At 60.9% G+C, this 25600-nt stretch carries 20 protein-coding genes; 12 read left to right on the top strand and 8 right to left on the bottom strand.

Annotated elements, in window-relative coordinates; all coding sequences use genetic code 11:
• The first annotated feature begins 256 nt into the window (after positions 1 to 256).
• The gene (locus tag NA8A_RS01890) at positions 257 to 1324 is read left to right on the top strand and encodes a hypothetical protein (RefSeq protein WP_009755694.1); all 1068 of its coding nucleotides are present in this window, start codon (positions 257 to 259) and stop codon (positions 1322 to 1324) included.
• Between the two features lie 3 nt (positions 1325 to 1327).
• Here NA8A_RS01890 and NA8A_RS01885 read toward each other — a convergent pair whose 3' ends face one another.
• Together NA8A_RS01885 and NA8A_RS01880 are read right to left on the bottom strand one after the other, a co-directional pair.
• Positions 1328 to 2926 carry a cisplatin damage response ATP-dependent DNA ligase gene (locus NA8A_RS01885; protein ID WP_009755693.1) on the bottom strand — a complete coding sequence of 533 codons (1599 nt, stop codon included), beginning with the start codon at positions 2924 to 2926 and terminating at the stop codon, positions 1328 to 1330.
• Positions 2926 to 3936, bottom strand: coding sequence for a ligase-associated DNA damage response exonuclease (locus tag NA8A_RS01880; RefSeq protein WP_009755692.1), 1011 nt, complete (start codon positions 3934 to 3936; stop codon positions 2926 to 2928). The genes NA8A_RS01885 and NA8A_RS01880 overlap by 1 nt, the downstream gene beginning before the upstream one ends.
• Positions 3937 to 4053: 117 nt before the next feature.
• On the opposite strand from NA8A_RS01880, the gene NA8A_RS01875 reads away from it, so the two are divergent.
• The 3 genes from NA8A_RS01875 (at position 4054) to pdeM (ending at position 8755) form a co-directional block, all read left to right on the top strand.
• Positions 4054 to 5028 carry a class I SAM-dependent methyltransferase gene (locus NA8A_RS01875; RefSeq protein ID WP_009755691.1) on the top strand — a complete coding sequence of 325 codons (975 nt, stop codon included), beginning with the start codon at positions 4054 to 4056 and terminating at the stop codon, positions 5026 to 5028.
• A 475-nt stretch (positions 5029 to 5503) separates the two neighbouring features.
• Positions 5504 to 8044, top strand: a complete 2541-nt coding sequence (locus NA8A_RS01865) for a ligase-associated DNA damage response DEXH box helicase (RefSeq protein WP_009755689.1) — start codon at positions 5504 to 5506, stop codon at positions 8042 to 8044.
• 3 nt (positions 8045 to 8047) lie between these two features.
• Positions 8048 to 8755 carry a ligase-associated DNA damage response endonuclease PdeM gene (gene pdeM, locus NA8A_RS01860; protein WP_009755688.1) on the top strand — a complete coding sequence of 236 codons (708 nt, stop codon included), beginning with the start codon at positions 8048 to 8050 and terminating at the stop codon, positions 8753 to 8755.
• 12 nt (positions 8756 to 8767) lie between these two features.
• Here pdeM and NA8A_RS01855 read toward each other — a convergent pair whose 3' ends face one another.
• The 4 genes from NA8A_RS01855 to NA8A_RS24985 form a co-directional block, all read right to left on the bottom strand.
• Positions 8768 to 9556 carry a TIGR02186 family protein gene (locus NA8A_RS01855; protein ID WP_009755687.1) on the bottom strand — a complete coding sequence of 263 codons (789 nt, stop codon included), beginning with the start codon at positions 9554 to 9556 and terminating at the stop codon, positions 8768 to 8770.
• A 2-nt stretch (positions 9557 to 9558) separates the two neighbouring features.
• Positions 9559 to 10479, bottom strand: coding sequence for a sulfite exporter TauE/SafE family protein (locus NA8A_RS01850; protein WP_009755686.1), 921 nt, complete (start codon positions 10477 to 10479; stop codon positions 9559 to 9561).
• A gap of 200 nt (positions 10480 to 10679) precedes the next feature.
• Positions 10680 to 14399 (bottom strand): peptidoglycan-binding protein, encoded by a 3720-nt coding sequence (locus tag NA8A_RS01845; RefSeq protein ID WP_009755685.1) that lies wholly within the window; start codon positions 14397 to 14399, stop codon positions 10680 to 10682.
• Positions 14400 to 14561: 162 nt separating this feature from the next.
• Positions 14562 to 14834, bottom strand: a complete 273-nt coding sequence (locus NA8A_RS24985) for a hypothetical protein (protein ID WP_143087928.1) — start codon at positions 14832 to 14834, stop codon at positions 14562 to 14564.
• Here NA8A_RS24985 and NA8A_RS01840 point away from each other — a divergent pair.
• The 7 genes from NA8A_RS01840 (at position 14824) to NA8A_RS01810 (ending at position 23699) form a co-directional block, all read left to right on the top strand.
• On the top strand, positions 14824 to 15279 hold the full coding sequence (locus NA8A_RS01840) for a MerR family transcriptional regulator (RefSeq protein WP_009755684.1): 456 nt from the start codon (positions 14824 to 14826) through the stop codon (positions 15277 to 15279). The genes NA8A_RS24985 and NA8A_RS01840 overlap by 11 nt on opposite strands.
• A gap of 304 nt (positions 15280 to 15583) precedes the next feature.
• Positions 15584 to 17380, top strand: a complete 1797-nt coding sequence (locus NA8A_RS01835) for an acyl-CoA dehydrogenase C-terminal domain-containing protein (protein ID WP_009755683.1) — start codon at positions 15584 to 15586, stop codon at positions 17378 to 17380.
• Positions 17381 to 17448: 68 nt separating this feature from the next.
• Positions 17449 to 18618, top strand: coding sequence for an acyl-CoA dehydrogenase family protein (locus NA8A_RS01830; RefSeq protein WP_009755682.1), 1170 nt, complete (start codon positions 17449 to 17451; stop codon positions 18616 to 18618).
• A gap of 113 nt (positions 18619 to 18731) precedes the next feature.
• Positions 18732 to 19940 carry an acetyl-CoA C-acetyltransferase gene (locus tag NA8A_RS01825; RefSeq protein ID WP_009755681.1) on the top strand — a complete coding sequence of 403 codons (1209 nt, stop codon included), beginning with the start codon at positions 18732 to 18734 and terminating at the stop codon, positions 19938 to 19940.
• Between the two features lie 84 nt (positions 19941 to 20024).
• On the top strand, positions 20025 to 22247 hold the full coding sequence (locus NA8A_RS01820; protein ID WP_009755680.1) for a 3-hydroxyacyl-CoA dehydrogenase NAD-binding domain-containing protein: 2223 nt from the start codon (positions 20025 to 20027) through the stop codon (positions 22245 to 22247).
• Positions 22248 to 22380: 133 nt separating this feature from the next.
• Positions 22381 to 22926, top strand: a complete 546-nt coding sequence (locus NA8A_RS01815) for a thioesterase family protein (protein ID WP_009755679.1) — start codon at positions 22381 to 22383, stop codon at positions 22924 to 22926.
• A gap of 155 nt (positions 22927 to 23081) precedes the next feature.
• Positions 23082 to 23699 (top strand): 2-hydroxychromene-2-carboxylate isomerase, encoded by a 618-nt coding sequence (locus NA8A_RS01810; protein ID WP_009755678.1) that lies wholly within the window; start codon positions 23082 to 23084, stop codon positions 23697 to 23699.
• A 6-nt stretch (positions 23700 to 23705) separates the two neighbouring features.
• Here the strand turns inward: NA8A_RS01810 and NA8A_RS01805 are convergent, their stop codons facing one another.
• Positions 23706 to 24206, bottom strand: coding sequence for an MmcB family DNA repair protein (locus NA8A_RS01805; RefSeq protein ID WP_009755677.1), 501 nt, complete (start codon positions 24204 to 24206; stop codon positions 23706 to 23708).
• Between the two features lie 90 nt (positions 24207 to 24296).
• The gene (cueR, locus tag NA8A_RS01800; protein WP_009755676.1) at positions 24297 to 24686 is read right to left on the bottom strand and encodes a Cu(I)-responsive transcriptional regulator; all 390 of its coding nucleotides are present in this window, start codon (positions 24684 to 24686) and stop codon (positions 24297 to 24299) included.
• A gap of 203 nt (positions 24687 to 24889) precedes the next feature.
• Between cueR and NA8A_RS01795 the strand changes: the two genes are divergently transcribed.
• A complete protein-coding gene (locus tag NA8A_RS01795) occupies positions 24890 to 25513 on the top strand; it encodes a L,D-transpeptidase (RefSeq protein ID WP_009755675.1) in 624 nt (207 codons plus the stop codon).
• Positions 25514 to 25600 lie beyond the last annotated feature (87 nt).

Below are 25600 nucleotides of genomic sequence, written 5' to 3'. Positions count from 1 at the left end.
AGCCAGACTCAAATCACAGGCTCTCAAGAGCAATAATCGCCGGAACACGGCGCATTCTGGCGATTTTTACGCCGGAAAACTGCGCCTTCAAGGCCGCTCTGGGCATCGGCGCGTCCTTTGTGGCGCTGTGCCGGGCCGCTTGATCCGGGTTTTGGACTTTCAGCCTCGCGCTGTTCACAGCTTGTTATGACCGTTGATTGCATGCTCACCTGCGGTTAACCATGGGGGAAGCAATGCGCACAGAGAGCAACGAGCCTTGGACGCCATAGAAAATGCAATAAGAAAAGCGTTCGAGAAGGGTGATGCCCGAGATCGGACCTTTCGGGAGAAGGTCTATCGTTCGGCATTCACCGCGCTTGAGCGTTCGCTCGAAAGCAATGCGGAAATACCGGAAGATGCAAAGCGTACGCGCCGCATCGCCCTGAAGGCCAAGATCACCGAGATCGAAACGGAATTCATGCCGGCCCGGGCTCCGGCCGCGCAAGCGCCACAGCGCGCCGCAACACCCACACGGCAAGCACCCGAACAGGCAGGACGGGCAACGCCACAGGCTGCCGCAAGGCAGGCGTCCCCTTCCAGCGATTTCACCCCCAGCGTGGAACGCGACGAGCGCCGGGCGGCGGCGCGGACGCCGGAGCAAAAGACGAGCAAAAGGCGCCGCGAGAAGGCCCCACGCCAGCGGCGTCGGCACCCCTTCGCAATGCTCTATCTGATTGCAACGCTGGCGGCTTTTATCGGTGTCGGCATCTGGTGGAGCCTTTCGAGCGGCATATTCCTCTCGGACGCTGAGCGCGACACCAGTGTGCGTAACCCACCCATGCAGCTCCAGGAAGAGGATTACTCGACCGGCGAGACCGATGGACAGACTGGTAGCGGCAGCAGAGCGACAGGACAATGGCTGGCGATCTTCACGCCCACCGATCCGACCACCGTCGCTGCGCCCGGCAATGCCAGCGCCGAGGTGGTTCAGGACGATGGTCGTCCCGCACTGCGGATTGCCAGCGACCGCGATTCAGGAATCGTGTTCGACGTGGGTCAGGGCGTGCTTGAAGCGCTTGCGGGAAAAAACGCCATCTTCAGCCTGGATGTCGCTTCGCAGGATGGGCAGGAAACGCAGATTTCCATATCGTGCCATTTCGGTTCGCTGGGAAGCTGCGGACGCAAGCGCTATGTGGTCGGCCCATCGCGCACGGAGTTCCTGTTCGAGGTGGAAATGCCCAGCGGCAACCCCGGCAGCGGCGGCACCATCGCCATCGTTCCGGATGTCGAGGGCAAGCGCCGCGCACTCGATGTCTACGGAATTCGCACAGCGACTGCCGAGTAGACCTCAGTCATCAAGCAGCGCCGTCAAAGCCTCGATCCTGTCGGCTTCGGCGGCGGGCTTGTCCCACCGCAGGCGCGCGATGCGGGGAAACCGCATCGCAACACCCGATTTGTGACGCGTCGAACGGTTCAAACCCTCGAAAGCCACTTCCATCACAAGGCCATGATCCGGCTCGGCGCGCACCGAACGGACGGGCCCGAAACGCTCGATCGTGTTGTCGCGCACATATTTGTCAATCTGCTTCAGCTCCTCGTCGGTGAAACCGAAATAGGCCTTGCCAACGGGGACAAGCTGCAGATCGCCCTCCGCTCCGCTCCAAACACCGAACGTATAATCAGAATAATAGCTCGACCGCTTGCCGTGACCGCGCTGCGCATACATCAGCACAGCATCGACCGTGAAGGGGTCGCGCTTCCACTTGAACCAGGGTCCCTTCGGCCGCCCTGCGAGATAGGGCGCATCCAGCCGTTTCAGCATCACGCCCTCGATCACCGGGTGCGGCGGGTCGGAACGCAGGCGCTCAAGCTCGGACCAGCCCGCAAAGGCCACCAATGGCGACAGGTCGAAGCGATGCGGATCCAGCGACGGCATAAGGCTCTCAAGCCTTGCACGGCGTTCCGTGAAAGGGCGCGCGCGCAGGTCCTCGCCCCCTGTCTGAAGCAGATCGTAGCAACGCAGGAACGCCGGGTAATCGGCAAGCATCTTCCTTGAAACCGTCTTGCGGTTCAGCCTCTGCTGGAGATCGGAAAAGCTGCCCGTGCGCGTGCTCGGGTCTCCCACCAGCAACTCGCCATCGAGCGACACGTCCTCGCCCAACGCTGCGACGAGATCGGGAAAGGCCGGGGAAACATCATCGCCCGTGCGCGAGTAAAGCCGCTTCACGCCGCTTTCGGATACGGCCTGTACCCGAATGCCGTCCCATTTCCATTCAGCCGCGAAGTCGGCCGGATCGAGCTTTTCGAAATCGCCCTCGCCCAGCGGATTGGCAAGCATGACTGGCCGGAAGAGCGCTTTTGCAACGCTTTCAGGCTTCTCCGCCTGGCCCAACAACCACGCAAACAGGTTTTCATAGGGGGCTTCGAGCCCGTGCCACAATTCCTCGATCTCTGCCACGTCGTGGCTTCCCAGTTGGGCAAGCGCCTGTTTGGCGAGGCGGGCCGAGACCCCGATGCGCATGCCTCCGGTGGCAAGCTTGATGAGCGCGAAGCGTGCCGAGGGATCAAGGCGATCAAGGAGAGAAGCCATAACGGCCGGCGCGTCGGACCGGCTCAAGGACGACAGTGTTTCCACCACCTCGCCCAGTGCCGGAGCCGGTTGGGAACCGGTATCGGCAACCGGCCAGACCAGGGAAATGGTCTCGGCAAGATCGCCCACGTAATCATAGGAATAGGCAAACAGTACCTCGTCCATACGCTCCGTCACCAGAGCCCGCAGCATGGCGGGTTTGACCGAGGGGAAATCGAGGCCGCCCGTCAACGCGGCCAGTGCATAGCCCCGGTCGGGATCCGGCACGGAGGCGAAGTAATCGACCAGAAGCGTGAGCTTCGCGTTGCGCGAGGGAGTGAGCACCAGACGGTCGAGCAACTCGGAAAAGCGCCGCATCACTCCGCCTCGTCTTCATATCCGACCAGGTGGAGCGGGCGCGCGGCAATGCCGTTGATGGCACACCAGCGCACGATCGCCTCTTCGCGCCCATGGGTCACCCACACCTCGCTGGCGCCCGTCTCCCGGATTGTCCTGGTGAGTTCGTTCCAGTCGCCGTGATCAGACAGGATGAGCGGCAGTTCCACACCGCGCTGCCGGGCACGCTGGCGAATGCGCATCCAGCCGGAGGCAAATACGCTCAACGGATCGGCGAAACGGCGCGTCCAGCGGTCCCCCAGAACGGAAGGTGGGGCCACAATAATCTGGCCGGCACCGCGCGTGCCGGCGATGCCCTCCACCGTTGCCGGCTCCAGCTTGCCGAGCTTGATGCCGCGCCCCTGATAATAGCGGCTGATTTTGGCCAGTGCCCCGTGAATGAGGATCGGCGCATCGTGGCCGACCGATCGCATGAGGCTGATCAAGCGCTGCGCCTTGCCGAGCGAATAGGCTCCGACGATATGGGCCCTTTCGGGAAACTGGCGCAGGGATTCGGCAAGCCGCCTCGCTTCGCTTTCAGGATCGGGGTGAACAAAGACCGGCAGGCCGAAGGTGGCCTCGGTGATGAAAACATCGCAGGTCACCGGTTCGAAAGGTGTGCATGTGGCATCGGGATGTCGCTTGTAGTCACCGGAGGCCACGATCCGCAGACCCTTCGCCTCCACCGCTATCTGCGCGGAACCAAGCACATGCCCCGCCGGATGGAAGGAAACGGCAACTCCGCCCAGATCGATCCGTTCACCGAGTTCGGCAACCTGCTTGCTCTTCGTGAAATCACCACCATAGCGCAGGCGCATGATGTCGAGCGTTTCTCGCGTGGCCAAAACCGCGGCGTGGCCCGCACGGGCATGATCTGCATGAGCGTGCGTAATCAACGCCCTTTCGACCGGACGCACGGGATCGATGAAGAAATTGCCTGGCGGACAGTAAAGTCCCTCAGGACGGGAGTGGAGCAGGGCTTCGGGCTTCATTCCATTTGAAGATAGGCTTTTTTTTTCCGCGGCGAAAGGCGTGCTTGTCAGGAGTCTTTTTCTCGCGCATAAGCCCTCGCTGCCCCAAGTTGGGCTTTTCCGGAAAACCGATCCTCGATGACCCCGCTTTCCTTTTCTTCGGGCAACCTGCTGGCCGATCGCCGGGCGGACTATGCCGAAATGCTCTTCTCCTCGGGCGATCATTCAGCTGCCGCAGCCCTTATGGGCGATGCGCTGGAACTTGCACCCGAATGGATAGCCGGACACTTTCGTCATGGAGAGATGCTTGCGGAAGCAGGTGAGATCGCCGCAGCCCTGGATGCCTGGCGTAACGTGCTGCGCCTCGACCCTGTGGACCAACTCGGCGCGAGCCTGAAACTGGAACTGCACGGTGCGATGGACGGAATGCGCGCCATGCCTTCCGCCTTTGTAGAAACCCTGTTCGACCAGTATGCCGACACATTCGATGAGGCCCTGGTGGACAAACTCGTCTATCAGGTTCCCACCTTGCTCCAGCGCGCCATCGCCTCACTTGGCAAATCCGGCTTCGCCCACGCCATCGATCTTGGCTGCGGCACGGGCCTGATGGGAGAGCGGTTGCGCGGCGATGTAAGTTTTCTCGAGGGAATGGACATTTCCTCGGAAATGCTCAAACGCGCGGAAGCAAAGCGCATCTATGACCGCCTCGCCCGCGCAGATCTTGCCACCCTGGCGGAATTGCCAAGGGAAGCCGACCTCATCACCGCCGCCGATGTCTTCATGTATATCGGGTCGCTTGAGCGGTTGTTCGCCCTCGTTGCGGCCACGCTTGCCCCAGGCACCCTGTTTGCCTTTTCCGTGGAGCTTCATGACGGGCCCGAAACCATGATCCTCAGACCCTCGCGACGCTATGCCCATTCGGAGGCGCATCTGCGCGAAATGCTCATTGCAAAAGGGTTTGAGCTCGTCAGCATGGAAAAAGCCGCCATCCGCATGGATCGGGGGGAAGCGATCGAAGGCCTTATCGTCGTGGCCTTGCGCAAAGGCGAGGAGGCCAAAATCGACGAATCTACTTTTAATGAATGTCACAATATCCGTTCGCCATTTCACTAATTTATGTAATTTATAATAAGTGTTATTTTATACGTTATTTATTTTAAATAATAATACCGGCGATTTTAAGAATATTTGACATTATATTAAATTTATGAGATTTAACTCCTGCAGATTTAGGAGGATATTATGAGATATATCATATTTATTTCCATCTTTTTTGTCAGCATCATCAACATTCAATCATCATATGCGAAACCTAAAAGTGAGTTTTGCGTTGGCCAAAAACCGAGCGTTACCAAAGCGATCAGATTTGGCCAACAAAAGAAACCTGCCATCGAAAACATGTTTGGAGTAAAACTCCGAGGGACACTTCGCGGAGTGCATACGTTTTCCTACAAGAGGTGCAAGAAAAACTGATTTCACTCGCGCCGTGAGCCGCTGAACAATCGCTTTTTCACGCCGTATCTCCTTACGCCCGCCATCGCAAACGGCTCTTGGCGGGCGCTGTGTTCTGGTTTAGTTCTAACCCATCTTGGAACACCGGATACACGCTCCCGGCGGCATTGCCGCCCCATACCTACCAGCGCCCTTCAGCGAATGGTTTGCCGCGCGCGGCTGGCAACCGCGCGCACACCAACTCGAGCTTCTGGCCAGAACGCAGGCAGGGCGCTCCGCGCTTCTGATTGCACCGACGGGCGCGGGCAAGACACTCGCCGGTTTTCTGCCTTCACTGACGGATATCGCAGAGCGGCCAAAAGCAAAACCCGGTGAGGCGCGGCGCGGAGTGCACACGCTTTACATCTCACCACTCAAGGCTCTTGCCGTCGACATTGAGCGCAATCTCAACATCCCCGTTACGGAGATGGGGCTTTCTCTCAGCATCGAGACACGCACAGGCGACACGCCGACGCACAAACGCCAGCGCCAGAAATACGCACCACCCGACATCCTGCTGACCACGCCGGAGCAACTCGCCCTGTTGATTGCCTCGCCGGACGCAGAGCGGTTCTTTTCGCATCTGCGCTATGTCGTGCTCGATGAATTGCATTCGCTGGTGATCTCCAAGCGCGGGCATCTTCTTTCGCTTGGGCTCGCCCGACTGAGACGCATGCGCCCCGAGCTACAGACGATAGGCCTTTCGGCAACCGTGGCGGAACCGGATGAGTTGCGCCGCTGGCTGGTGCCCCAGACGTCAGCCGGCGCGATGGCCGACATCGTCACTGTGGCAGGGGGGGCAAAACCCGACATCACCATTCTGGAAACGGAGGATCGGGTGCCCTGGGCCGGGCATTCCGCACTCTACGCGATCCCCAAGATCTACGAAGCCATCAGGGCGCATCGCACCACCCTGCTCTTCGTCAACACGCGCAGCCAGGCCGAATTGCTGTTTCGCGAGTTATGGCGCACCAATGAAGACAATCTGCCAATCGCTCTTCATCATGGCTCGCTCGATGTCGGGCAGCGCCGCAAGGTGGAAAAAGCGATGGAGACGAACAGCCTGCGCGCGATCGTCGCCACTTCGACGCTCGATCTCGGCATCGACTGGGGCGATGTCGATCTGGTTGTGCATGTGGGCGCACCGAAGGGAGCAAGCCGCCTCGCCCAACGCATCGGCCGCTCCAACCACCGCATGGACGAGCCAAGCCGGGCGATCCTGGTTCCCGCGAACCGCTTCGAGGTGATGGAGTGCCGCGCCGCGCTGGAGGCGAATTATCTGGGCGCGCAGGACACGCCACCATTGGTGGAAGGCGCGCTCGACGTGCTTGCGCAGCATGTTCTGGGCACGGCATGTGCCGCTCCCTTCAACGCCGACATGCTTTATGGCGAAGTCACCAGCGCGGCGCCTTATGTCGGGCTTAAACAGACGACTTTCGACCGCATCGTGGATTTCGTGGCAACGGGCGGCTATGCACTGAAGAGCTATGAACGCTATGCCCGCATCCGCCAGACGAAGGACGGCTTGTGGCGAATTTCCCACCCGCGCTTCGCCCAGCAGTACCGGCTCAACGTCGGCACAATCGTGGAATCCCCCATGCTGAACATCCGCATGGTGCGGCGCGGACGCGGCGGGGCAGCCCGCGGCGGCCAGGTTCTGGGCAAGGTGGAGGAATATTTCCTCGAAACACTGGTGCCCGGCGACACCTTTCTATTTTCAGGGCGGGTGCTGCGTTTCGAGGGTATTCGCGAAAACGAATGCTATGTCTCGAACGGCGGCGGAGACGATGCCAAAGTGCCCTATTATGCGGGAGGCAAGTTTCCGCTCTCAACCTATCTGGCTGCGGAGGTGCGGGCGATACTCGCTGACCCGAAGCGCTGGAAGGCGCTGCCAGAACAGGTGGCCGACTGGCTTGAAATCCAGCGGGACAAATCGATCCTGCCGCGCCGGGAAGACCTGCTCGTGGAGACCTTTCCGCGTGGCGACCGCCATTACATGGTGCTCTATCCCTTTGAAGGCAGGCTCGCCCACCAGACACTCGGCATGCTTCTGACGCGCCGCCTGGAGCGGGCCGGCGCCCACCCGCTCGGCTTCGTTGCCAATGACTACGCCATCGCCGTCTGGGGCCTGAACGACATGGGCGCGATGCTGCGCGACGGATCGCTGAGCCTTGCCGCACTGATGGACGAGGACATGCTTGGCGACGATCTGGAAGCCTGGATCGCCGACAGCTGGCTTCTCAAGCGTACTTTCCGCAATTGCGCCCTGATTTCGGGCCTGGTCGAGAAACGGCATCCCGGACAGGAGAAGACAGGCCGGCAGGTGACGGTGTCTGCCGATCTCATCTATGACGTGCTGCGCGCCCACGAACCGGATCATATTCTGATGCAAGCAACCTGGTCCGATGCCGCACAGGGCCTGCTCGATGTCAGGAGACTGGGCGAGATGCTGTCGCGCATACGCGGACGAATCGTGCATAAAGCACTGACGCGCATCTCGCCGCTCGCCGTGCCCATCATGCTGGAAATCGGACGGGAAGCCGTTGCCGGCGATGCCAACGAAGCCCTTCTGGGCGAGATGTCGAAGCTTTCCGGCGAAGAACTGATGCAGGAAGCCCTTGATACGGGAAAGCAGTAACGCATGAACAGCCTTGCGCCCGTAAGCGATGTGAGCAGCGCCCTGACGATCCGGCTCGCCGGGTCTCAAGCCGTCTGTGATCGGCGCGGCGTGTTGTTTTTCCCGACGATGGACCTGCTTGTGGTCTCAGATCTGCACCTTGAGAAAGGGGCAGCCTTCGCGCGGCGCGGCCGTCTCATCCCCCCTTACGACACCGCGGCGACGCTCGACCGCTTGTGGGGCGTGATCGCCGAGTACGACCCGCGAATGGTGATTAGCCTCGGCGACAGTTTCCATGACGGCGACGGGGCAGCGGAAATGCCGGAACCCTTTCGCGAGCGCCTTGGCGCCATGATGACGGGACGCGAATGGTACTGGATCGCCGGCAACCACGATCCTGCACCGCCAGCCGGCCTGCCCGGCCGCACGGCTCAGGAGATCGGGCTCGATGGGCTGGTCTTTCGTCATGAGCCGACACCCGGGAAAGCCCCCGGCGAGATCGCCGGCCATCTGCACCCGGGCGCGCGCATCGTGCGGCGTGGGCGCGCAGTGCGCAGCGCCTGTTTCGTGTGCGATGGCAACAGGCTTATCATGCCCGCCTTCGGCAGCCTGACCGGAACACTGAATGTGCTCGACAAGGCCTTTGCCGGCCTCTTCAGCCGCGAGACGATGACGGCCTATATGCTCGGACGCCAGGGCATCTATGCCATTGCCGGCAGCGTGCTTCGTTAACGGGCTCTGCGATCAGTCCTTGCGGAAAATCATCCGGCCAAGCCAGCCGGTGACGATGGCAATCAGCACGGCGATAATGCCGTAGATCGTTCCATGGTCCTGGGCGAACTCGTAAAGCCGCTGTTCGAGGCCGGCCTTGCGGATGGTCAGCTGCGCGGAAGTTTCGCGCAGGAACATGCCGTTGCGAAACAGAAAGGCGCGCGCGCGATGCGTGCCAACCGCGACATTGGGCGCAAGCGTGAGCTTGGCGCGAAACAGGCTTTGCGACAGGAACTGAACGCCCCCCACCCGCACCGAATAAAGGCCCGTTGCCTCCTTGCGATCCCGTAGAGCTGCCGAAAACTCCTCAATCGTCTTGGGGTCGCCTTCAGGGTCGAGCGGCTGCAGGTGAATGTTTGCGGGGCCGAGCGCAAGCTGACGATAACCGCCGGGATCCGTGATGTCCTGCGGCGCGCGTGTCAGGGCCATCGAATAGGATTCGGGGACATCGCGGAAGATTTCCGACTGGGTGTTGACCCAGACGCCCAGGACGCGCGTCTTCTTGCGCACCATCACCGGCCGCGAAGGGCCTTCCAGAACCACCACCACATCATAGCGCCCCTGCCGGGCGATCAACGGATCGGCATTGTCGAGCGCGCCGAAAATTGTGAGTTCGGCACCTGAGAAATCCGAAGTGATCGAAACGCGGTCGGTCGACAGACCGATCTGGATATTCTCCGGGCTGCCCTCCTGCGCACGGGCGAAAGCGACAGGCAGCAGAGCGAGCAGCGCGCTTGCGTGAAGAAGAGCCATCACCCGCATGCTCAAGCCCCTCCCATCGACAGGGAATACACGCTTTCGGGGCGCACGAAGAGATCGAATGCGAGCCGGATCGCAACGGCAAGCACAAGCATTGCAAGCAATGCACGCAACTGCTCGCCGCGCAGCCGCTGGCCGACCCGCGCACCATACTGGGCGCCGGCAACGCCGCCGACCATCAACAAAAACGCCAGGACCACATCCACCGTCTGGTTGGCCGTCGAATGGATGATCGTGGTGAAAGCGGCGACAAAAATGATCTGGAACAGCGAAGTGCCGATAACGACGTTGGTGGGCACCTTGAGCAGATAAATCAGCGCCGGGACCATGATGAAACCGCCGCCCACACCCATGATCGATGCCAGAAAGCCGATGAAGGCGCCGAGCGCCAGGACGGGTATGACGCTGACAAAGAGCTTCGACGCGCGAAAGCGCATCTTCAGGGGAAGGCGGTGAATCCAGTTGTGCTGGCCGGGCTTGCGCAGCGATATGCTCTCGCCGCTACGCGAACGGCGCATGGCATTCACGCTCTCAAGCAGCATCAGCCCGCCGACCACGCCCAGAAACGCGACATAAAGCAGCGAGACGATCAGGTCGAGCTGGCCCAGCCGGCGCAGATAAGCAAAGACGACGGCACCCAGAGAGGCCCCCACGATGCCACCGGCGAGAAGCACCGTTCCAAGCTTCACGTCGAGCGACTTGCGCTTGAAATGCGCAAGCGCGCCCGAGAAGGACGAGGCGATCACCTGATTGGCGCCGGTGGCAACCGCAATGCTGGGTGGAATGTTGTAGAAAATCAGCAAGGGTGTGATCAGGAATCCGCCTCCGACCCCGAACATACCGGAGAGAAAGCCCACCGCGCCGCCCATGGCAAGCAGCACGAAGACATTGACGGACATTTCAGCGATGGGAAGATAGATACCCACCCGCGGCACCCGAATGATTGCGAGACCGACGCCTTGCGCGCCAGGTCTTGTGGAAGACTTAAGACTGCCTCCCCTTCTGCGCCCTGATCATGGCGAAGTCAAACCATCAGGCCACAAAATGCGGAAAAGTTTGAAGCACTTGCCCGACGAAGCTCCCACCGGGCAGGATTTGCACCGCAATGCTCGCAAAACGGGTAGAATTACGTTCCGGTCGCCGCTTTGTTGCGCTCCAGAAGCGCGCGCACCAGAGCCTCATCCACTTCGCCGGTCGGCTTCATGCCACTGGCTTTCTGAAATGCGGAGATAGCAGCCTTCGTCTTGGCGCCCATCAGCCCGTCCGGCGTTCCGGCATCAAAGCCTTCCTTGTTGAGGATAAGCTGGATGTTGGTGATCGCCTTCCTCATGTCGACGCTGGCCGTCGCCTCGGGCGCAGTGCGCCAGGCATCTGGGATGTCGACAAGGTTGACCGCCGGATCAACCGGCTTAGGCTTCCACAGAAGCGCCTTGTCCTTGCCCTGCTTGAGAAGCTCCGGCGACATGTTCGCGGCCACCTCGTCACGCTTTGCCGCAGCATCCTTGTCACCGCTGCGCGCCACGAGATCGAACCATTTATAGGCTTCCGTCAGGTCCTGCTTGGTGCCCATACCCTTGGCGGCAAGAATGCCCAGATTGAACTGACTGTCCGTGACGCCGTGCTCGGCAGCTTCCAGGAACCAGCGGGCGGCTGACTGGTTATCCGTTTCACCGGTGGCGCCCATGGCAAACAGGACGCCCAGATTGTGCATGGCGCTGGCGTTGCCCTGTTCGGCCGCAAGCTGGAACCACATCTTTGCCTTGGCGGGATCGCGGTCTATGCCGATTCCCTTCTGATAGATATCGCCGAGGCGAGATTGGGCAGGCGCGAAACCGGCATCGGCGGCCTTGGTGTACCATTCGATGGCCTTGGCCGGATCGACGGCACCGCCCTGGCCATCCATATATCGGTTTGCGATCTCGAAGAATGCCTTGGGATCACCACCGGCAGCAGCCTCCCGCAAAGCAACCGGGCCGGCATCCGGTGCAATCGTTTCGATTGCAACCTTTTCTGCAGCCATCTCCTGAGCAGGCGTGAAAGCAAGAGGCTTTTGCACGCCATTCTGCTCACCGAAGCGCTCTTCGAATTTACCTGTAGATGCCTCAAGGATCGCTTCTGCATCCTGCGCATGCATCGTTGCCAACGTGTCGACCACCGCCTCTTCAGCCGGCTCGTCATCAACAACGCGCACCTGGCGCTCTGGCGCGAGTTTAGCAATGCTGCCAGTAGCAACCTGATCCAGTTCTGCAGGCTCAAGAGCTGCGGGCTTCTCGATAGAGGCGAGCGATGAAATCGCCGTGCTCTCGGACAGGTATGCCTTGCTGAGCTCGTACCCGCCGGTAACGGCAATGCCCGCCCCCAACGCCACAACCAGCGGCTTGCGCGAACGCTTGAGCAACTTGCCAAGACCGAAACGCCCAGACGTGTCGGCCTTTTCTTCCTGGCGCTTCTTGAGAATTTCAGCCTCTGCAGCAGCAGCTTGCGCGGCACGGCGCGCAGCGGCAATGAAATCCGACTTTGCTGCGTCGTTGCCTTCGCGCGCGGGGCTCTTCTTCTCGTCACGAACGCGGCGCATAATTGCATTGAGATCCGGTGCTCCGGTGCCCGGCTCAAGCGGCTCATTGATCCGGTCCATATCGATCTCGACAGTTTCCGTAGCCGCGGAAACTTCTGGCTCGGCGCGTTCCTCCACAACGACGGCATCAGAAACGGGTTTAGCGCGACGGCTGGCAAGCTTGCGCGACAAGCCACCCAGAAGTGAGGGCTTTTCGACCTCGACCTCATCGATTTCCCCATCCTCGTCCATCGCAGCACGCGCGGCAGCAGCTGCGGCTTCTGCCGGTGAACGCGGCATGGGAGCAGGTCCCTTGTCGACGGGCAGCATCACCGCGGCTTCTTCCGAAGGCTCTATGGACGGCACCTCTTGAACGGCGATCTTGGCTGCGGAGGTAGCGACTGCACCGGCACGCGCAGTGCCTTCGACGGCCCCCAAGCGGTCGACGATCTTGAGAAGCGTGTCGTGAATGGCTTCAAACGTCTTTGTATTGCGCTCGTCGGATTTACGGGTAAGCGTTTCCAGCGCCTTCAATTCGTCGCGCAGACGCTCATCGACTTCACCTGTGGAAGCCGAATTTCCGAGCGCGTTCACAGCCTGCGCAGCAGCCTGGCGTGCGGCCTCAAGCACAGCCGTGCGATTTTCATGGATCGAGCGCTCGATGTTCTGCAGCCGCGGGCCGATATCCTCGAACTCGGGCATTTCAGCACTCGGGCGCGAAAGGTGCTCAGAGAGGCTCTTCACCTGAGCTTCCAGATTCTGGATCATCTCCGGCGCAACGGTGGAAGCCGATGCGGAGGATTCATGCAGACGCGACGAGATGTCTTCCAGGCGCATTTCGAGGCTGCGCAGCGCAGTCGAGCTCTGAGGCTCGTTGATGCTATGAGCCAGATGGGCCGCTAGCTCGTTGAACCGGGCATCGATGCTCGCCATGATGCCGGACTGGTCGGGCACAAAACTGGCGCGCTCATCCAAACGAGCAGTGATTTCCTGCAGACGCTGCTCCAGATCGTGGGCCAGATTGCGTCCCAACTCGCTCGCGTCGTCCTGACGCTGCTCGATCAGCTGCGAGAGATGCGCAAGCCGGCCTTCAAGGCCGTGCAGCATCATTTCGGCTGCCTGTGACTGGGGGGTCGTGTCCAGGCGCTCCGCCAGTTCAGCAATCTTGCCCGCAAGCCGCTCAACCATCTGTTCAGGCAGATCTATGCGCTGAGCGATATCGTCGACCCGGCGCGACAGCTCCGCCATCTGATTGCCCAGACGATCAACCGCCTGCCCGCCCGCACGGTCTTCCAGAACCTCTGCGACCTGATTGGCCAACGTTGAAATGCGAGCCTCGATGCGCTCGAAGGGCTGCGGGTCGATGGAGGCGACCTCGGGGCGACGCGCCGATGCGGCAATCGCCCGGGAGATCTCGTCGAGGCGCTCGTCCAGCGACGCGTACAGTTCGGCATTGCCGGCGGACTTGCGGCTGACGAGCTGGTCAAGCGCGCCGGCAAGAGTGCGGACGCGCTCCTCAAGCGAGTGAAGCGAAAGCGAATCCGGCAGGCTGTTGATGGCGTTGCCGATATCCTCCAGGCGCTGGTGCAGCATGTCGAAAGCTGCGTCAGGGCTGCGCAGGCTCTCTGAAATACGGCCTTCGAACGCGTTCCAGCGGTCGTCCAGCATGTCCCAGCGGCGATCAACAGCCTGCAAGGTCTCCTCGCGTGCCAGCGCTCCGATGGAAGACTTGAGCTCCTCCATTTCGAGGCGCAGCATCTTGACGTTGCGGTCGTCACCACGTTCGGAGAGCTGGGCGATTGCCTGGGAAAGGCGCTCGAATTCAACCACCAGTTCGCTGCTGAGCGCCGTGTTGGGTACCGCTGCCATGATGCCGGCGAGCTCACGGCGGAGGGTTTCGAACTCGCCTGACAGGCCTGACCGCATAACCTCACGCAGATCATGGCGAAGTGTCTTGAGCTCGCTGGCGATGTTGCCGATAGATGTGACTTCGAATTCCTGCTGCCGACTGCGTTCCAGTTCACGAGCGGCACGTTCGAGCGAAGCGCGCGAGGATGGAGCGGGGCGGGCAACCGGACGAGTATAAGGCTCGGCAATGTTGTCGGAAAGGCGCTGGAAGCGCCGGGCAACCTCGTTTTCCTCTTCCCAGGGATCGCGTGGGCTGCGGGCACGGTCGAGCCTGTTCTCGAGCTGATCGAGCGTTCTGCTGATGTGATCCAGTGATTCGTCCGGGCTGGGACGGCGGCGGCGGCCTGCATTGATGTTATCCAGATAGGAACGCTTGTTGTTCATCGGAACGCCCGCCTTTTCACCGCTTCCGGTTGGCCTTTAAACTATACCTCGCAGGCACATGCGGATCGGGACGCTTCTTGGCGGCACATCAAAACCGTGGAACCTACGAGCCACCCCGCCACCATCCGAATAAGCCGAAACGAACAGGGTGGGCTGTCCGCATCACAATTCACCGATCATGGTAAACAGGCGGTTAACGATTAATACCGTGCGGGACGCTACGTAAGGTGGCCAAACCGGCGGGTCGAAGTGGCGCAAGCGGCATTTTTCACCGATTTTGCCCTTGTAATGCCGCATTGTGGAGAGCATAAGCGCGCCCTTGAGAATAAGCCCGACCTTATGGCCTGCCGCGCCCGGCGGCGGTCGACCGGGTGCCAGCTCCGGCCAATACCGGAGTGAGCCATTCGATACGGAACAACTGATCATGATGACCATTGCAATGGCTGCCCAAAAGGCAGCCGAGGAAAATGATTTTCCTGATGTCGTCTCCGACTACACGCGCATCGGCGACATGGCGCGCGAGTTTGGAGTTACGCTGCGTGCCCTTCGCTTCTATGAAGACAAAGGGCTGCTCAGCCCCGAGCGCATGGGAACCACCCGTCTCTATTCCGACGAGGACAAGAGGCGGCTCAAGCAGATTTTGCTTGGGCGCAGGATCGGCTTCTCGCTCAGGGACATCAAGGAAGTCCTCGATCTGCATGACCCGCGTGGAGCCAACGAAAAGCAGTTTCGCCTGGTGCTGAAGAAGTCGGAACGCCAGATGGCCCGGCTGGAGCGCCAGCGGAATTCTATCGAAGACGCCATCGCAGACCTGAAACAGCTCGTCGCAGACGTGACGGACCGGCTCTCGCAGCTGAATTCCTCACCGGCACGCGGCTGAGCCGGCGCGGAAACCTTCCGCGGTAGGCTTCCAGAACGGTTTTGCCTCACGGCCTTCCCCCGGACCGTCTTAACGGTCCGGGTTTTGTCGTGCCTGCGAAAATTTTGACGTTTACGCGCACGTCAAAATTTGATAGCGCTATTTGACGCTGCCGTGCGGTCTGCCCGGATCGCATTCCCCTAATGGAGCCTTTTGCCGTCGGATGAATTCATCCTACGTTGCATGAATGTGGCAGAAGTCATGAATGATGCGGACGCGCGGACTGAATTCGACGTGTTCCGCGGTTGAGAGCTGGAGGACCCTCATGCCGACCTACCGTGCACCGGTGCGCGACACGCTTTTCGTGCTCAACGACGTGCTTGGCTATGGCAACCACGACAATCTGCCGGGTTTTGCCGACGCCTCGCCCGACGTGGTGGAAGCCATTCTCGCAGAGGGTGCGAAGCTTGCCGAAAACATCATGCAGCCGCTCAACCGCGTCGGCGACATGGAAGGGTGCGTGCGCAATGACGACGGTAGCGTGACCACACCCAAAGGGTTCGACGACGCTTATCGCCAATATTGCGAAGGCGGCTGGCTCGGCCTTGCCACACCGGCCGAGTTCGGTGGTCAGGGCCTTCCCTATACGGTGCATTCGGCCGTCAGCGAATATCTGGTTTCGGCCAATATGGCGCTGATGATGTATCCCGGCCTCACGCAAGGCGCGGTTGCGGCGATCCTCGCCCATGGCAGCGACGAACAGAAAAAGAAGTGGCTGCCGAAAATGGTGGAAGGCACCTGGACCGGCACGATGAACCTGACCGAGCCGCATTGCGGCACGGACCTCGGCCTGCTGACGACAAAGGCCGCACCCGATGGCAAAGGCGGCTACCGCATTTCCGGGCAGAAGATCTTCATTTCCGCCGGCGAACACGATCTTTCCGAAAACATCATCCATCTCGTTCTGGCCCGCATCGAGGGTGCGCCGGCCGGTGTGAAGGGCATTTCGCTTTTCGTCGTGCCCAAGGTGATGGTGGATGATGAAGGCGAACTCGGCGAGCGCAATGCTGTTTCCTGCGGCGCCATCGAGGAAAAGATGGGCATTCACGGCAACGCCACCTGCGTCATGAATTACGACGAGGCGACCGGGTATCTGCTCGGCGAGGAGAATGGCGGCCTGAAAGCCATGTTCACGATGATGAACGAGGCGCGGCTCGGCGTCGGGCTGCAGGGCCACGCCATGGGCGAGGCCGCCTATCAGGCGGCGGTCGACTATGCGCGCGAACGCCTGCAGGGGCGCGCGCTGAGCGGTCCCAAAGCGCCCGACAAGAAAGCCGATCCGATTATCGTTCACCCCGACATCCGCCGCAATCTCATGACGATCCGGGCTTTCAACGAGGGCGGTCGGGCCTTGATCCTGTGGACCGCGCTCAAGTCGGATATCGCGCATCTTTCCGATGACGCCAAGGAAAAGGAAGCAGCGTCCGACCATCTCGCCCTCATGACGCCGGTCATCAAGGGTGTCCTGACCGATAAGGGCTTCGACCACGCCGTCATGGCGCAGCAGGTCTTCGGCGGGCACGGTTATGTCGAGGAGCACGGCATGAGCCAGTTCGTGCGCGATGCACGCATCGCCATGATCTATGAAGGTGCGAACGGCATTCAGGCGCTCGATCTGGTGGGCCGCAAGCTGCCGCAGAACGGTGGCCGCGCGGTGCAGGCCTTCTTCAAGGAAGTGGGCGAGTTCTGCGAGGCGCATCGCTCGGACGAGGCCATGGCGCCCTTGACCAAGGCTTTGAAGAAGGGGCTGAACGACCTGCAGGCCGCTTCGCTTTGGCTCATGCAGAACGCCTTGCAGAAGCCGGACAATGCAGGCGCGGCCTCCTATGACTATATGCATCTCATGGGCCTCGTGGCGCTCGGCCTGATGTGGGGCCGCATGGTCAAGACCGCCCAGGACAGGCTGGCTGAAGGCGGCGATGCCGACAAGGCCTTCCTGGAGGCGAAGATCATGACCGGGCGCTATTTCATGGAACGGGTCATGCCGGAAACCGCGGCGCATCTCGCGCGCATTTCCTCCGGCTCCGACACCATGATGGCCATGCCCGAGGACGCGTTTTGATTGGCATGGGAACAGGCTTGTTCTAGCTTGAACAAATCTGATCCCGACTGCCGGCGAGGAGACGTAAGGTGGCAGACCCGCAATCCATACTCGGCCTTCCGCAACCCGCCTGGGCGGCGGACGATGTCGCCATGCTCTATGACATGGCAAACCGCTTTCTGAGCGAGGAGATCGTTCCGCATTACGAGCGCTTCGAGAAAGCGGAGATGTTCGACCGGGAAAGCTGGGAGAAGGCCGGGGCAGCCGGCCTTCTATGCGCATCCATGCCGGAAGAGTATGGCGGCGCAGGGGGCACGTTCGCCCATGAAAGCGCCATTCTGGAAGCGGTCAGCCATGTGGGGGTGGACGGTTTCGGCATCGCGCTTCACAACGCCATCGTCGCGCCCTACATCCTTCATTACGGGACCGACGAGCAGAAGAAGCGCTGGTTGCCGAAACTCGCCAGCGGCGAGCTGATCGGCGCCATTGCCATGACGGAGCCTGGCGCCGGCTCTGACCTGCAAGGGGTGAAGACCCGCGCGGAAAAGGCCGGCAACCAGTATCGGCTGAACGGCTCGAAAACCTTCATCACCAATGGCCAACTCGCCAATCTCATCATCGTGGTGGCGAAGACCGACCCGGAAAAAGGCGCCAAGGGCACCTCGCTGCTCGTCGTCGAAACCGATGGGGCGGACGGCTTCGAACGCGGACGCAATCTCGACAAGATCGGCCTCAAGTCGAACGACACGTCCGAACTCTTCTTCAACGACCTGATGGTGCCGACGGCGAACCTTCTCGGCGAGGATGAGGGCCAGGGCTTCGCCCAGCTCATGCAACAGCTTCCGCAGGAACGACTGCTGATTGCCGGCCAGGCCATCGCAATGATCGAGCGCGCGCTTGCCGTCACCATCGACTACGTGAAGGAGCGCAAGGCTTTCGGCGCGAAGGTGATCGACTTCCAGAACACGCAGTTCAAGCTCGCGGAGCTTAAGACCGAAGCCACTATCGGCCGCGTCTTCTATAATGATTGCGTCTCGCGCCACATCACGGGCGGGCTCGATACGGCCACGGCCTCGATGGCCAAGTACTGGATGACCGACCTGCAATGCAAGGTCGTCGACGAATGCCTCCAGCTTCATGGCGGCTATGGCTACATGAACGAGTATCCCATCGCGCGCATGTATCGCGACGCGCGCGTGCAGCGCATTTACGGCGGCACCAACGAGATCATGAAATTGGTGATCGCCAGAGGACTTTGAGAACGGAGACAGACCGTCCGCGCACCTCCCCTGCCCCGGCAATCAGGAGGACGCAACGGCAACCGAAATTGCGACAAGGCCGGGCCAAAAGCCCGCAAGGCAAGGAGATCGAAATGGCTGACGCTTATGTTTATGACGCTGTTCGCACACCGCGCGGACGCGGCAAGAAGGACGGCGCGCTGCACGAGGTACCGGCCGTGCGCCTCGGTGCCAAGGTGCTCGAGGCGGTTCGCGACCGCAACGGGCTCGACACCGCAAAGGTCGATGACATCATCTTCGGCTGTGTGGACCCGGTCGGCGAGGCTGGTTCGGTGATCCCCCGGTCCGCTGCCTTCGAAGCACGCTACGAGGATCAGGCCCCCGGCATACAGATTTCGCGCTTCTGCGCGTCGGGCCTCGACGCCATCAATCTTGGCGCGGCCAAGATCGCCGGCGGCTCGGACGAGATCGTGATCGCGGGCGGGGTGGAATCCATGTCCCGCGTTGGCATGGGTATGTCGGGCGGTGCCTGGTTCATGGACCCATCCGTGGGCCTGCCCGGCTATTTCATGCCGCAAGGTGTGTCCGCCGACCTGATCGCGACGAAATACGGCTTTTCGCGCGACGATGTGGACGCCTATGCGGTGGAGAGCCAGAAGCGCGCCAAACACGCCTGGGACAAAGGCTATTTCAAGAACTCCGTCATCCCCGTCGAGGATCAGAACGGCCTGACCATCCTCGACCATGACGAGCATATGCGTCCCGGCACCGACATGCAGTCGCTGGCCGCCCTCAACCCTTCATTCGTGATGCCGGGCGAGATGGGCGGTTTCGATGCGGTCGCGGTGCAGCGCTATCCCGAGATCGAGGGCATCAACCACGTGCATCATGCCGGCAATTCATCCGGTATCGTCGATGGCGCGGCCGCCGTCCTCCTGGGATCGCGCAAGGCCGGCAAGGCGATGGACCTGAAGCCGCGTGCGCGCATCCATTCCTTCACCAATATCGGTTCGGAGCCGGCCATCATGCTGACCGGCCCGGTGGACGTGACGGAAAAGCTTCTGAAGAAGGCCAAGATGAAGCTTTCGGACATCGATCTGTTCGAGTTGAATGAAGCCTTTGCCTCCGTCGTGCTGCGCTACATGCAGGCCTTCGAAATCGACCCGAACAAGATCAACGTGAATGGCGGCGCCATTGCCATGGGTCATCCGCTTGGCGCCACCGGCGCCATGATCTTCGGTACAGTGCTCGATGAGTTGGAGCGACGTGATCTCAACACCGCGCTCGTGACGCTGTGCATCGGCGCAGGCATGGGCACGGCAACGATCATCGAACGGGTTTAGCGCCTTTCCGCCTCCCCGGCAGCGGGGAGACGATGGAAACGGCCAGAACCGCGCGAACGGATTTTTTCAGGGAGATACCCTCCAATGACCGACTACAAGAACTTCACTGTCGATGCGGACAAGGATGGCATCGCGCTCGTGACATGGGACATGCCCGACCGCTCCATGAACGTCTTCACCGAAGAGGTGATGAACGAGCTGGAAGCCATTATTGACCATGTGGCAACAACCGAAGCCATCAAGGGCGCAGTCTTCACCTCCGGCAAGGAAACCTTCTCCGGCGGCGCCGATCTCGGCATGCTGCAGAAGATGCTCGGCCTTTTCGAGAAGGAGAAGAACAAGGACCGCAAGAAGGCCATCAAGCTGCTGTTCGACAATGCCGGTCGCATGGGCTGGCTGTGGCGCAAGCTGGAGACCTGCGGCAAGCCCTGGGTTTCGGCAATCAACGGCACCTGCATGGGCGGCGCCTTCGAGCTTTCGCTCGCCTGCCACGGCCGCGTAGTGGCCGACAGCCCGGCAGTGAAGATGGCCTTGCCGGAAGTGAAGGTGGGCATTTTCCCCGGCGCGGGCGGGACCCAGCGCGTTCCGCGCCTGGCCAACACGCAGGAAGCCCTGCAGATGCTGACCACGGGCCAGACCCTTTCGCCGCAGAAGGCGAAGGCCATGGGCCTCGTGCATCAGGTCGTTCCGCCCAAAAAGCTGGTGGAGGCGGCGAAGAAGATGATCCTCGACGGGCTGAAGCCCGTTCAGCCTTGGGACGAGAAGGGTTTCAAGCTGCCGGGCGGGCCTGTCTATTCGGCTGCTGGTGCAAACCTCTGGCCGCCGGCCATCGCCATTCTGCGTCGCGAGACCTATGGCAACTATCCGGCTGCGACCGCGATCCTGAAATGCGTCTATGAAGGGCTGCTGGTGCCCTTCGAGACGGCGCTGACCATCGAACAGCGCTATTTCACCGAGATCATGCAGACGACCGAAGCCAAGATGATGATCCGGTCGCTGTTCATCTCGCTTCAGGAGCTCAACAAGGGTGCCCGGCGACCGCAGGACGTGCCCATGCGGAAGTTCAAGAAGATCGGCGTTCTCGGTGCCGGCTTCATGGGCGCGGGCATTGCCTTTGTGACGGCGAAAGCCGGCATCCCCGTGGTGCTGGTCGACCGCGATGTTCCCGCCGCCGAGAAGGGCAAGGCCCATTCCGCCTCGCTGATGGATGGGCTGATCAAGAAAGGCCGTGCGACGCCCGAGGACAAGGAAAAGCTCCTTTCGCTCATCACGCCTTCTGACGACTATGCCGCGCTCGATGGTTGCGAACTGGTGATCGAGGCGGTGTTCGAGGATTCGGAAGTCAAGAAAGGCGTGACGGAGAAGGCCGAAGCCGTTCTGAAACCTTCCGCCACTTTCGCCTCCAACACCTCGACCATTCCGATCACGAGCCTTGCCCGTAATTCGAAGCGACCGAAGAATTTCATCGGCATTCACTTCTTCTCGCCGGTCGACAAGATGATGCTGGTGGAGATCATTCTCGGCAAGAAAACCGAGGACAAGGCGCTCGCGACGGCGATGGACTATGTCCGCGCCATCAAGAAGACCCCCATCGTGGTCAACGACACGCGCGGTTTCTACGTCAATCGCTGCGTGCTTCGCTACATGCAGGAAGCCTTCTCCATGGTGATCGAGGGCGTGCCCGCTCCAATGATCGAGAACGCTGCCAAGATGGCCGGCATGCCGGTCGGGCCCCTCGCCCTGACCGACGAGACGGCGGTGGACCTTGCCCAGAAGATCATGAAGCAGACGATCCGAGATCTCGGCCCGAAGGCCGTCGATCCACGCCACATGGAGCTGATCGACACGCTGGTCGACAAATACGGACGGCTCGGCCGCAAGAACGGCAAGGGGTTTTACGACTATCCGGAAAGACCCGCCAAGAAGCATCTCTGGGCCGGGCTGAAGGATCTCTATCCTCAGAAGAAGCCCGAGAAGGTGGATGTGGAGGAGCTCAAGCAGCGCCTGCTCGCCACCATCGCACTCGAGGCTGCCCGCGTGATGGAGGAAGGCATCGTGACGGACCCGCGCGAAGCGGATGTGGGTTCCATCCTTGCCTTCGGGTTCGCCCCTTATACGGGCGGCGCCTTGTCCTATATCGACGGGATGGGCGTGAAGGAGTTCCTCGCCATGACGAAGCAGTTGCAGAAGAAATACGGCAAGCAGTTCAAGGCGCCGGCGCTTCTTCACGACATGGCGGAGAAGGGCGAGACCTTCTACCAGCGTTTCGCGCCCGAAACCGGCGCGAAGGAACGCAAGGCGGCCTGATCCGCCCGCCGACAACCTCACCTCTCTTCCTCGTGGGAGAGAGGTGATCCTTGTATTGCAGAGGCCGCATGCAGGCTTTACGGAAGGCTCGGCCCTTCAGACGGGCCATGCTTCATCGAGGTAGCCACAAGCCATGTATGTCTGGATGCGTCTTCTCCGGCTCGCTGCGACGCGCAAAAGCCGTGGACCCTACAAGCTTGGCGACGAGGGCCGCCTAGCCTTTCGCTGCCTGCCATCCGATGTCGACACCAACATCCATCTGAACAATGCCCGCTACATGATGCTGGCCGATCTCGGCCGCATCGACATCTTTCTGCGCAGCGGCCTTTTCGGCGAGGCGCGCAAGCGGGGCTGGACGACGCTGCTCGGTGGGTTGCAAACGGCCTATGTGCGCGAAATCAAGCTCTGGCAACGCTTCGAAGTGACCTCGACCATCGAGACCTGGGAGGGGAGCCAGATGCTGGGGCGTCATCATTTCATTCTGGAGGATGGGCGCATCGCAGCGATCATCCTGACGACGGGCGGCGTCTATGACTATGGCGGCAAGCGTTTCGTCCCCATTGACGAGGTGATGTCCATTCTCGGTCAGGACGCCGTGCCTCGGCCACCGGATGCGGAGGAACGGGCATTCATGGCCTCACATCAGGGAATGCGCGCTCGCGCAAAGATGTTGTCCTAGATGATTTCGGGTGCATGGCATCGCATTGCAACGGCGTCGTGCTCCACCGATGGAAAAGCCGGCCCACCCTATCCGACCACAAAATGCCATAGCCGGTTGTGGTTTCAACCCGGCGCGGTAGTCTGCCCCGGAGCCGAAACCCGGGAGTTCCCAGCATGTCCACCGTCATCGACTATTATTTCACCTCCATGTCGCCCTTCACCTATCTCGGCCACGAGGCTGTGCGGGCCGTGGCGCGCAAGCATGGGGCAACGCTGGCGGTGAAGCCCGTCAACCTTTTCGGCATATGGGACATTTCCGGGGCCGTTCCCCCGCTCAGACGCCCGCCGGTGCGCCAGCGCCTGCGGATGGTCGAACTACAGCGCATCGCCGACTTCCGAGGCCTGCCACTCAATCCGAAGCCGCAACACTGGCCAGTGGATCCGACCCTTGCTGATCGCAGCGTGGCGGCGCTGGTGGCGGCGGGCGCCGATCCGCTCGATTACATGCAAGCCGTCTTCGCAGCGCTTTGGGCGCAGGGCGAGAACATTGCCGAACCCGACACACTGGCACGCCTTCTGAAAGAAGCAGGCCACGATGCGCCAACAATCCTGAAGGCTGCGGAAAGCGAAGCGACCGGCGCGATCCGGGAAAAGAACACCGCCGATGCGGTTGCAGCCGATGCGGTCGGCGTTCCCTGCTACGTGTTGAACGGCGAGGCCTTCTTCGGTCAGGACCGGGTGGAGTATCTCGACCATGCGCTTGCGACCGGTCGCAAGCCGTTCATCGCCTGAACCTTCTCAATCCTGTTCATTTTCGGCAAGCGGCACGGCGATGCCCGCCAGTTCGGCTGCGGTGATGCGGGCAGCGCCCGCCCGTGCAAAACGCAGCATCATGGCCTTGCGGGTCGCTGCGGCGAGCCGATGCTCATCCGCATCACGCAGGATTTCCGCACCGTAGCCATCGGAGAGGATGAAACCGCATTCCTGCGGGAAAATTTCCGCGGGCACATCGGGATGGGTCGCAAAGAAAAACCGGTCGGAATGAAGACGGTATTCCGGCCATTTTCGATCGACGCGAAAATCCTCGACCGAAGATTTGATTTCGATGATCCAGATGTCGCCCTTTCGGGTCAGCGCCACCAGATCGGCGCGGCGGCCAGTGGCGAGCGTCAGCTCAGGGATCACCACGGCCCCCATTTGCAGGAGAAGCCGCTGCACGCCGCGCCGAATAACCATGGCGCGTTCCGACTGGCGCCCATCGGCCAGCGGATTGAGGGGAATCGGTGAGATGATCGGCATGGGCGGATTATGCCACCGCTGCACGACGACCTGAAGACGTGCGGTCAGAACCTGCTGCCACTCCCCGACAGGAAAAGACGCAGAACGCCATTACCGGGCTCCCGCTATGTCATCAAGGATGGGGCAATCGGGACGCGCATCACCATGACAGGCCTCGATCAACTGCCCCAGCGTGGCCCGCATTGCCTGAAGCTCTGAAATCTTCTCGTCGATGGCGGCCACATGCGCCACCGCGACCGCGCGCACATCGTGGCTGGCGCGCTTTCTGTCGCGATAGAGCGCCATGAGGGTCCGGCATTCCTCGATGCCGAAACCAAGCCCCCGGGCACGGCGCAGGAAGATCAGGAAATGCAGATCCTCCGCGCTATAGTCGCGATAGCCATTGGTTAATCGGTCTGGTGCAATCAGGCCGATTTCTTCATAGTATCGAATCGTTTTGGCAGGCAGGCCGGAGCGTCGTGCTGCGTCTCCAACATTCATGAGACTCTCCAAAACAGCGTTTCAGTTGCTGTTTAATTGCGTTTTCTGTTGCCGTTTTGCAATGTCTGGCACGAATAAGGCAACTTCCGCGTACCGCAACAAGTTCGAAGTCTTGGCAATTTGTTAACCAAGAATTTAAGAAAGGTGACCAGAGTGTGGCGCGATTCAGGCAGGCGCCCGCCAATCGGGGGAATGGAGACCGTATGAAAATCAGATCACTCGTTATCGCCGCCACCCTGGGGCTGGCGACGGCTCTGGCAGGCTGTACGTCCGACGGGACATTCAAGATCTTTAGCGCTGACTATGGGTCGGTTAAGGATGCTGGCTACAGGCTGCCCAGCATTCCCATCAGCAAGGTGCCGCGCCAGTATCACCGGCAGATCGTCTCCTACGACACCAAGGAGAAGCCGGGCACGATCATCGTCGATACCAATGCCAAGTTCCTCTACCTTGTGCTCGAAGGCGGCAAGGCCATGCGCTACGGCATCGGCGTGGGACGCGAAGGGTTCGAATGGTCAGGCACGGCGCGCGTCGCCATGAAGCGTGAATGGCCGACCTGGACACCGCCTTCCGCGATGATCGGCCGGCAGCCGGAATTGGCCAAGTGGCGTACCGGCATGCCCGGCGGCCTCAGCAACCCGCTCGGCGCGCGCGCCCTCTATCTCTTCAACGGCAGCGGTGACACGGGCTATCGCCTGCATGGCACGCCCGAGTGGAACTCTATCGGCAAGGCGATGTCCTCTGGCTGCATCCGCTTGATGAACCAGGATATCATAGACCTTTACAGCCGCGCCGAAGTTGGTGCTAAAGTGATCGTCAAGCGGTAGAACCGTTTCAGCAACACGGAACGCTCATCGCGTTCCACAAAAAAACCGGGCCTTGGAGCCCGGTTTTTTATTGCCCTGAAGAATGAG

The organism is Nitratireductor indicus C115 (assembly GCF_000300515.1).
Taxonomy (GTDB): Bacteria; Pseudomonadota; Alphaproteobacteria; order Rhizobiales; family Rhizobiaceae; genus Nitratireductor; species Nitratireductor indicus.
This window is presented reverse-complemented; position numbering and strand designations above follow the sequence as displayed.